8 protein-coding genes are annotated in these 8,882 nt (G+C 64.4%); 2 read left to right on the plus strand and 6 right to left on the minus strand.

Features of this window, described 5'->3' with window-relative positions:
- Window positions 1–85 precede the first annotated feature (85 nt).
- The gene (locus AWC07_RS29490) at window positions 86–271 is read left to right on the plus strand and encodes a hypothetical protein (RefSeq protein WP_084293446.1); all 186 of its coding nucleotides are present in this window, start codon (window positions 86–88) and stop codon (window positions 269–271) included.
- A 357-nt stretch (window positions 272–628) separates the two neighbouring features.
- Window positions 629–2,263, plus strand: coding sequence for a fatty acyl-AMP ligase (locus tag AWC07_RS05095; RefSeq protein WP_036411688.1), 1,635 nt, complete (start codon window positions 629–631; stop codon window positions 2,261–2,263).
- Window positions 2,264–2,494: 231 nt separating this feature from the next.
- Here AWC07_RS05095 and AWC07_RS05100 read toward each other — a convergent pair whose 3' ends face one another.
- The 6 genes from AWC07_RS05100 to AWC07_RS05130 form a co-directional block, all read right to left on the minus strand.
- Window positions 2,495–3,298 (minus strand): transglutaminase-like domain-containing protein, encoded by an 804-nt coding sequence (locus tag AWC07_RS05100; protein ID WP_036411689.1) that lies wholly within the window; start codon window positions 3,296–3,298, stop codon window positions 2,495–2,497.
- A gap of 627 nt (window positions 3,299–3,925) precedes the next feature.
- On the minus strand, window positions 3,926–4,123 hold the full coding sequence (locus AWC07_RS05105; protein WP_036411691.1) for a hypothetical protein: 198 nt from the start codon (window positions 4,121–4,123) through the stop codon (window positions 3,926–3,928).
- A complete protein-coding gene (locus tag AWC07_RS05110; protein WP_036411699.1) occupies window positions 4,120–4,638 on the minus strand; it encodes a DUF5994 family protein in 519 nt (172 codons plus the stop codon). Before AWC07_RS05110 ends, AWC07_RS05105 begins: the two co-directional genes overlap by 4 nt.
- A 412-nt stretch (window positions 4,639–5,050) precedes the next feature.
- Complete coding sequence (locus tag AWC07_RS05115) at window positions 5,051–5,254, minus strand: cold-shock protein (RefSeq protein WP_036411693.1); 204 nt, start codon at window positions 5,252–5,254, stop codon at window positions 5,051–5,053.
- 532 nt (window positions 5,255–5,786) lie between these two features.
- Window positions 5,787–7,271: a wax ester/triacylglycerol synthase domain-containing protein gene (locus AWC07_RS05120; RefSeq protein ID WP_036411695.1), complete on the minus strand. Its 1,485-nt coding sequence runs from the start codon at window positions 7,269–7,271 to the stop codon at window positions 5,787–5,789.
- 309 nt (window positions 7,272–7,580) lie between these two features.
- Window positions 7,581–8,153, minus strand: a complete 573-nt coding sequence (locus AWC07_RS05130) for a DUF5994 family protein (protein WP_051507901.1) — start codon at window positions 8,151–8,153, stop codon at window positions 7,581–7,583.
- Between the last annotated feature and the right edge of the window lie 729 nt (window positions 8,154–8,882).

The following is an 8,882-nucleotide window of genomic DNA, read 5'->3' on the forward strand; positions in this document are numbered from 1 at the left end:
GTACTACGCTCACCGTTCAGATCGGACACCCCGGTCACACAAAACGAGGTGTGCATCAAACCCGGGATGCTCCAATCCCTCGCAGATCCGCGTCGGTGACATCATCGGCACGCTGCTTCCCACCCAGATGCGCCTGACCGTCAAGATGATCAGTGGGCCACAGACAACTCCCCGGCGGTGGACATTTTTTGGCCGCGACGACAACGGCCTACAGCACACAAGTACGTTCGCCGATGACGACTTAGTCCGCAGGTACGCCAAAGCATCATGACGACGTCCTTGATCTCTTTCCCCAGCGCGCCGCTCACCGCCCCGTCGCGGCATCAGGTTCAGCGGCGATTGTCACGATTTATGCCGAATTAAGCGTGCTTGGGTGCTGGCCGCGTATCGGGTCTGTACAGTCAGGCTGTCTGACATCCACGGCCATGTCGCTTCAGGTCGAAGCGGCGGACCATCTGGGGTGAATACGAAGGGTTTGACGCACGTCCGCAGTCATCGTCAACGCCGCAGTACTCGATGACGACCGAACCCCAGCGGCTTCCGAAATTCCCGGCGCGCCTGCATATACGCGCTGGCTACTCACACACCGAACACGCATCGCAATGTCGCGTAGGCCAAGGGGATCGCCGTGAGCCGATTTACCGAGACGATGTACGACAGCGCCCGGCGCAGCCCCAAGGGCATGGTGACCGGGGAGCCGCACGCGCCGACGCGGCATACCTGGGCCCAGGTGCACGAGCGGGCTCGCCGGATGGCCGGTGGGCTGGCCGCCGCGGGCATCGGACGCGGCGACGCCGTCGCGGTGCTGGCCGGCGCACCAGTCGAAATCGCGCCGACCGCCCAAGGTGTGTGGATGCGAGGGGCCAGCCTGACGATGTTGCATCAGCCCACACCCCGCACCGACTTGCAGCGCTGGGCCCACGAGACCACCAGCGTCATCAAAATGATCTCGGCGAAAGCCGTCGTGGTCTCCGAGCCGTTCCTGGCCGCCGCGCCGGTGCTCTCGGGCCACGGGATGACCGTGTTGACCGCCCAGACGCTGCTCGCGAACCCCCCGATGGGGCCGGTGGACACCTGCGATGACGAAGTGGCGCTGATGCAGCTGACGTCAGGCTCGACGGGATCGCCCAAGGCCGTCCAGATCACACACGCCAACATCGTCGCCAACGCCGAAGCCATGATGCTCGGCTGCAACTTCGACCTCGACACCGACGTGATCGTGAGCTGGCTGCCGTGCTTCCACGACATGGGCATGACCGGCTACCTGACGGTGCCGATGTATGTCGGTGCCGAGCTGGTGAAGGTCACGCCGATGGATTTCCTGCACGATACGTTGTTGTGGGCCAAGCTGATTGACAAATACAAGGGCACCATGACCGCCGCGCCGAACTTCGCCTACAACCTGTTCGCCAAGCGGTTGCGCCGACACGCCGCCCCCGGGGATTTCGACCTGTCCTCGCTGCGGTGGGCGCTCTCGGGTGCTGAACAAGTGGACCCGCTCGACGTCGCGGACCTCTGCGAGGCCGGGGCGCCGTTCGGGCTGAAACCCGAGGCGATCATTCCCGCCTACGGCATGGCCGAGACGACGGTGGCGGTCTCGTTCTCCGCGTGCGGCGCCGGCATGCTCGTCGACGAGGTCGACGCCGACCTGCTGGCCGTTCTGCATCGCGCTATCCCGGCGAGCAGGGGACATACCCGGCGGCTGGTCTCGCTGGGCCGCCCGTTGGACGGCCTGGAGCTGCGCGTCATCGACGAGGCAGGTAACGTGCTGCCGCCGCGGGGCGTCGGGGTCATCGAGGTACGCGGTGAACCGGTGACCAACGGCTACATCACCGCGGGCGGGTTCGTCGCGGCGCAGGACGCGCGGGGCTGGTATGACACCGGTGACCTGGGCTATCTCACCGAGACCGGCGACGTGGTCGTCTGCGGGCGGCTCAAAGACGTCATCATCATGGCGGGCCGCAACATCTACCCAGCCGACATCGAGCGCGCCGCCTGCCGCGTGGCGGGGGTGCGACCGGGCTGTTCGGTCGCGGTGCGCCTCGACGCCGGGCACCCGCGGGAGACCTTCGCGGTGGCGGTGGAATCCAAGGAATACGACGATCCGGCGCAGGTGCGTCGCATCGAGCGTCAGGTGGCCCACGAGGTGTTCGCCGAGGTTGACGTCCGGCCCTGCAACGTGGTGGTGCTTCAGCCCGGGATGATCCCGAAAACCCCGTCGGGCAAGCTGCGGCGTGCCCACGCGCTGGGCCTCGTCAGCTGACTCGGCGTTGTCTCATCCCACCGGGCCCTAGCTTGATGACAAGAAACGCTGATGCACAACAGCTTTCGCGAGGCGGCTTAGCCCGCTCACGCGAGGAGAAGAGCGAAGATTGCCTCGATTCGCCCGGCGTATTTCAGCGCGACCGATCGTCGGGTCCGGCCGCAGATCCTTTTTGCCGATAACTATGGGTCTGCCGGTGCTCGCGTCAAAACCGTTGGGCGCAGCCGGGCTTCAGCTAATCGAGGCCAGCTGCTCGATCGAGTCCCTGGGCAGCTCGCCGTCAACGACGGCCGTCACCACCAGTTTGTTCAGTGTGATCGCGCCGTTGTGATTGTCGAGGAAGGCGATGTCGGCGGCATCGCGTCCGGTGGCGATCCGCACCAGGGTTTGCCTCGGCGCCAAGAGCGTGCCGTCAACCACTCGCCAGTGCCCCTCGACGAACGCCTCGGCTACCGCATGAAAGTCCATCGGGTACAGGCCGGGCGCATACACCGAAACGGCACGAGCGGGGACGTTGGCGGCCCGTAACAGCGCCACCACAAGATGCACGAAGTCTCGACATACGCCGGCACCGGAGAGCAAGGTATCCACCGCTCCATCGATAGGGTCACTCGAGCCGGGTACATAGTTCAGCTGGCTGCCGACCCAAAGGGAAACCTTCTCCAACAGCGTTGTCGAATCGCGGTAGCTCCCGAATTCGGTTGCCGCGAAGCCGAAGAACTTGTCGGACTCGGCATAGCGGCTCGGACGAAGGTACATCGATAGGTCGTACTCGGTCACCGGTGCCGGATCGGTGTGCCCCACGATCGTCGCGGCGTAGTCGACCTTGAGGTTACCCACCGCAACGTCCAACTTGTGGATGCGGTTACCGTGCACACCGCTGATCTCCAACGGCTGCAAAGGCTTTCCGTCCAACACAAACGACAACGACTCCGCTACCTCGGCGTTGGGATGCGGTGCAACGGCGATCTGGAACTCCAAGGTCGTCGCCGCGGTGATCTCAACCTCAAGTTCAGCGGCGACCTCTCGCCTCATCTGTGCCTCCTGTTGTCGCCTGACGGTCAGGCCCCGATCGCGGCCCGCAGATCACTTAAGCGGCACTGTCACGACACCGATTGCAGCATGCCCGATTCCGTACGGCAGCACCACCGTCCCCCGTGCGCCAGCGCACCGCACGAAGCGACAACATTGGCGACGATGAGCTCCGGCGATTCGCGTCCACGACACCAGCGTCGAGAGTCACCGCGTGCCGTCGATATCTGCCCCCCAAACTGCTGTGCGGGGCGAGCCCGGCGGGTCGAGCGCGCCAGCGCGTCCCGGTCAAGCCATTCACGACGGCGACGTCGCAGCGGCGGAATCGCTCGTGGGGTGGTAGGAGAAAGTCGGTAGTTGCACCGGCTCTGATTCGCGACCGGTCTGGCAGACGACTTCGGGCTGGTAGCGATGTGAAAACAAATCGGTCGATTTCATGTATGCGGGGTCCTTAAACTTGGTTTGGCTTCGGCTCGAACGTTGGTCTTCAAGCGAAGAGCAATCGATTCGAGAGCTGGTCATCTACACACAAAACGTCAACGGTGGCAGTGCCCACACGAACGGCTTAGCAGCTAATCTACACGCGAGCGTGGACGACGACGTCGCCCCGGGCGACCGGCCGGCGTTTGATCACCCCCAGAAACCGCGCCTCTTGGTGCGCTTCTGGTCGCCGTCGACGTCGGTCCACTCGCCGCGGGCATAGCTGTGTGCCTGGCTGGCGCCGACCCGCAGGACTTCGAGCGTGCCGTTGTTGTGTTTGACGTAGACGTCACTGAACCGCATGTACTCATCGCTTCCCCCGCCGGGAAGTGTCACCTTCACGGTCATGCCCGAGACCTGCGGACACGTCGGTGAAAGGACGGCCGGTAACACGCGGCCGGCGGTTGTCGGCCGCTGTCGTTGATCCCCAGCAGGTCGCTGACCGTGGAGGCGTTGCCCGGCGCCGCCGCTGTCATCATCGCCGTGTGTGCAATCTCTGGATCGGTGCTCGCAGGCACCACCAGCAAAAGGACCCGCCCACGGCCGACCCCGAGCACTTCGAGGGTGTGGGCTGGCTGGTAGCTGAACCCATCCAGTCGTACCGATCGCCCGCCGGTTGCCAGCCGGGCCGGCGCCTTCGGCCATGCAGCAAGGTCGTACATCACCCGGTCAACGGAGCCCAGTCGCACCAAGAGCACCGCCAGCAGATCTGGGAGCTCCGTTGCAAGGTCATCGCTGCGCGGCCACCATGCCCCGTCGACATACCCGCTTATCGGCGCCTTGGGCTTCATCCGCAGCCGTGGTGTCGTCTCCGGGCCTGGGCGGTGGCCCCCGGCAACCGCCCGGCCTTCGTGTCGTGTCATAGCGGCCATCCCGTCTTGGCCGCCAACCGGCCAATGTCAACCTGAATCGGCGACGACGCGACCTCAGATGGTCGCGCGCGACATACCACCGACCCTATCTACGTCGCGTCCCGAACGGGCGCGAGGTCTAGTCAAAGGTGTTGTGTATCAACGCTTCCGGATGTACAGCACATCGGCGGCCGACAATGCGAGCCACCTTGGGGTGCTTGACTGCCCGCTTCTTCAGAAGTCACCGGACTTGTTGATCGTCATTTGCCGGAGATTTGTCGGCAATACTGACCCCTTGCTAACGGGGCCTGGATGGTCCCGGTGCCTTGAGCCTACGCTTGCCCGGTGTGAGCCGAGAACCCCTCAACGCACGGTGGGCTGGCGGGAAAGCACCCACCAGCCCACACGGGGTCGAGCTCGCACGCTAAACGGCAGTCACTCCAACTGCCTGCGGACCCTTGGTCCCCTGCTCGACATTGAACTCAACTCGCTGGTTTTCCTCGAGCGATTTGTAGCCGTTTCCCTGGATTTCTGTGTAGTGGACGAACACATCCGCTGCGCCGCCGTCCGGAGCGATAAAACCGAAGCCTTTGTCGCTGTTAAACCATTTCACAGTTCCCTGTGTCATACCTTCAACTTCTCTCATTCTGAACGGATGCCGACGGGCATCCCCGGCAAGACTAGCACGTGCGCCGCGTAGGAACTGTATTCGGCTGCGACAGCACGTTTTTCGTGCACCGAGACACCATTTGGTGCCCGTAAATGCCTGGGTGTCGCGGTGGGGCGTTCGCCTGTCATCACGACCAGGGCCAGCTGCTGAAGCCGATCGGTCGCTATCGTGTGATGCGGTCAACGGAGTCATCTGGACCAAATCCCGGCGGCGCTCGCTTAGCAGCAGGGTCGCTGATGCGACCCGAAGTGTGAGGACTCTCAGAGGCATCGGCGATACCTCCTAGACGAACGACTCGCGAGATAGGACCGCCGGCCGGTGAATCATCATCAACGTCGCCGGACACAACAGCAATAATATCGTCGTGCTGGTAGTGCCCGCTCACACTGACGCAGACGACGCACATCACACCATGATGGCCGTGGCGGCCCGGGCGGTGCCTCGACAGTCGGGAGCCTACTGTTGACCGGCGCGTACGGGTGCACCGCGCCTAATAGCGCCGGCCATGCGAACGCCTGGTGCCGTGTGACGTCAACGTCGTGACGACCGAACGGCCGTGGCCGCGAGGGGATTCGCGTGCGGCCGCCACCAGGACATCGACCGACTCTGCGATGCCGCTCGCGATGTCCTCGACTGCGGGCACGTTGTCCGGGCACACGCACAGGCTGAGATCGAGCACGTCGCCGCGCGACGTCAGCGCAATGGTCAACCCGCAACCAGCTTGTAGCGGCGCCACAGTGTGCATACCGACGACCATAGCCCCCGCGCAGTACGCCGGCACGGGCTTGCCGGCGTGGTACGAGACACTGCCGTGGCAGATCGGTGCCAGGCCCAGTCGGGTGTAGAGCTGCGATGCTGCGCGGGCCGCGAACGGTGGGATCACCGCCGCGATGCTCTCGAAATCAACTGTTACATATCGTTTTTCGATGTCGCGCTCGCGGGTGGTGTTCAACCTATCGGTGGCGGTGTGGAGGTTGGTGAGGACCAGCACAGGATCGTCGAGCTGCACCGGGAGGCGAAGTCGCCCGACCGTCAACGGATTGCCCATCGCGGTGGGATCGGCATCTGGCGACGCGAGCGGCATCTGGATCAGGAGCGGCTCGTCGGGCACGGTGGCGTGCCGCTGCAGCCAGGCGCGCAGCGACAGCGTGCAGGCGGCCAGGAAAACATTGGTGATGCTGCCCCCGAACGCGTTGTTAACCTTCTGCAAGTCGCTCAGCGGGATCGAGGCGAAACCCACTGCCCGCCGCCGGGTCAGCGGCGCGTTGAACACGGTGTGCGGCACTGGCCCGCTCATCGACGCAGCCGGTGAGATGGGTTCGGGTTCGCCCGTGCCACGCAGCCGGCCGCGGGCGGCGCGCAGCGCACCCGCTACGGCCTCGGCGAGCAGCCAGGCGCCGGTGACGTTGTTCTCGATGAGCTCGCTCACCGTGTCGATGAGCAGCGCGCCGAGTGAGGGCGCCCCCGGGCTCGACTGGGGCGGCAGATTCTTGGCCAGGTCGTCGCGCCCACCGTTGGTCAATAGCCGCGGCCACAGCGACGCGGATCCCGCGCCCGCGTCGCTCAACGCAGGCGACATCTTCACCGCTAGCGCCCACCGGCCCCCCGCCAGGCCATCGATGCTCCACGCCTCCCACAAGTGGCGATCCTGTGGTCCGGTGGTCAGCCGCCCGATCAGGTCGGCGAACTCGCTGCGGCCGCCGGGAGCGCCAACAGTTGTGGAATGGATCTGAGGAGTCGGGTCGTAGTCGTCGATCTCGGCCCACACGGGCTGTCCCATACCGAATGGCTTGCCTGCCAGCCGGCTGCGGAAGCGCGCCGACCCCGGTAGCGACGAGGCCACCAGCCGGTGTAGCCGCTCGTGGCTGAGCTGACCGGACGCCTCAATGACGGCCACTGCGACGGTGGGCGCCCGCGTTGTCGACGTCTGGGTGTTTAGCAACGCCGCAGCTGTGGCAGGCAAGCGGGTAGCCATCAGCGCCCCATCGCTTCCCCCACCGAAACCTGTTGAGCCAGGTTCGCAGAATCCTTCCCGACAACCGAAGGTTTCAGCATTCTTTTTCGGCCAGCGTGTCGTTGCGGCTCAATCAGCCCGGACTCGAGTTCGACCAGCGAGTGCGCAACGACGTTGGATGCCAGGGCCGCACGCGCAGCCGCGCTGGTGGGGCCAGCGGTCGTAGCACCGTCGATGTCCTCGAGTCGCCGAAGCATCCGCTGTGAAATCGGTGCTTCGAGAGGCAGGTCGTCAACACCAAAGCTGCTGAAGGCTTTGAATGATGCTTCGTCACTTGCCATGTTTTAGTCCCTCACGGGCGATGCGGTCCGGTGAACCCGCCGCTAGTTGGGATCGGCCTTGCGATTCCCAGCGCCCCTGTGCGGCGATTGCTCTTGTGCGGCTTTCCCGGTCCTGCTCGCTGATCATCAGCAAGTCGTCAATACTTGCCGCGTCGTTTGGTACCGCGGCCGCCATCACGACCGCGTACGCGCACTCCGGGTCGGTGTACCACGGGACGACCAGCAAGGCGATAGTGCTGCTGTCACGTCCGAGTACCTCAATGGTGTTCAACGGTTGGCGGTCGACTCCGTCGAGCTGGACCGGTCGCCCGCCGGTGACGAGGCGGGTGGGCGCTTCGATCCATTCGTTGAAGTTGTACGTCACGCGCGCAATCTCGCCGACCTGAAACGACAACACCGCGATCAGATCCGGCAGCTCCGCTGTGAGGTCATCGCCGCGCGGCCACCATCCCCCAGCCACACGCCCGCTGCGAGACGCCTTGGGCTTCAAGCGCAATCGTGGCGTGCCAACACGCGGTGTGTCAAACTCAGTGAAGCTTCTGCGGGCCTGTTCCAGCGTCACTGCGCCAATCCCTCTTGGCCACCAACCGGCCAATCATTCCAAACCCGCGACGACACGACCCAGACCGGTCGCGCACAAAATACCGCCGATGCCTTCCACCCTACGCGCGTCTGACCCGGAAACCGAGTGGCGCAAAACGCGAAACCACAAAGCCCCGTCCGGCGCTGCGTATCGTTGAGCTCGGGCAAGCCGAATTCGCCTCCACGCGAGCGCAAAGACGCCTCAAAGAAAACGCGAGACCTGTTCGCTAGACAAATATGCCACCACCTGTGATGCGCGCGGCCAAAAGCAGCGCAAGCGAATATTTTGCTGTCTCGCCTCTACAGAAGCCGGAGTGATCGGGCTCTTGTCTCAGCTCGTGGGCGGACGGCGATCTGAGAGTGGCGCCGGTAGTATCAACACAGCCAGTCATTCGCCCAGGGCGACGGAGCCCACCGACAGCCGGGCATTGATCTGTTGTGCCTCGGCCACCGAAATGCTCACCCCTACTCCACCTTTCGTGAGGATAGTTATGTGCGAGGAACTATTTTCCGGCTTCAGCGAAGCCGGGTGGGACGAGGCACCCCGGGACGCCGAGCCGACATTTACTCCTGAGGAGTTGCAGATCCTGCTTAACCCAGCGCTATCGGTCGCTGAGGCCGCAGATCGTGTGTGTCGACCGCCACCGTGATGGGACCGGTTTGAGCAGGGTTTAGCCACGGTCATGGGACCACCCGTTTGCCAGTGATG

The organism is Mycobacterium gastri, assembly GCF_002102175.1.
In the GTDB taxonomy this organism is placed as follows: Bacteria; Actinomycetota; Actinomycetes; order Mycobacteriales; family Mycobacteriaceae; genus Mycobacterium; species Mycobacterium gastri.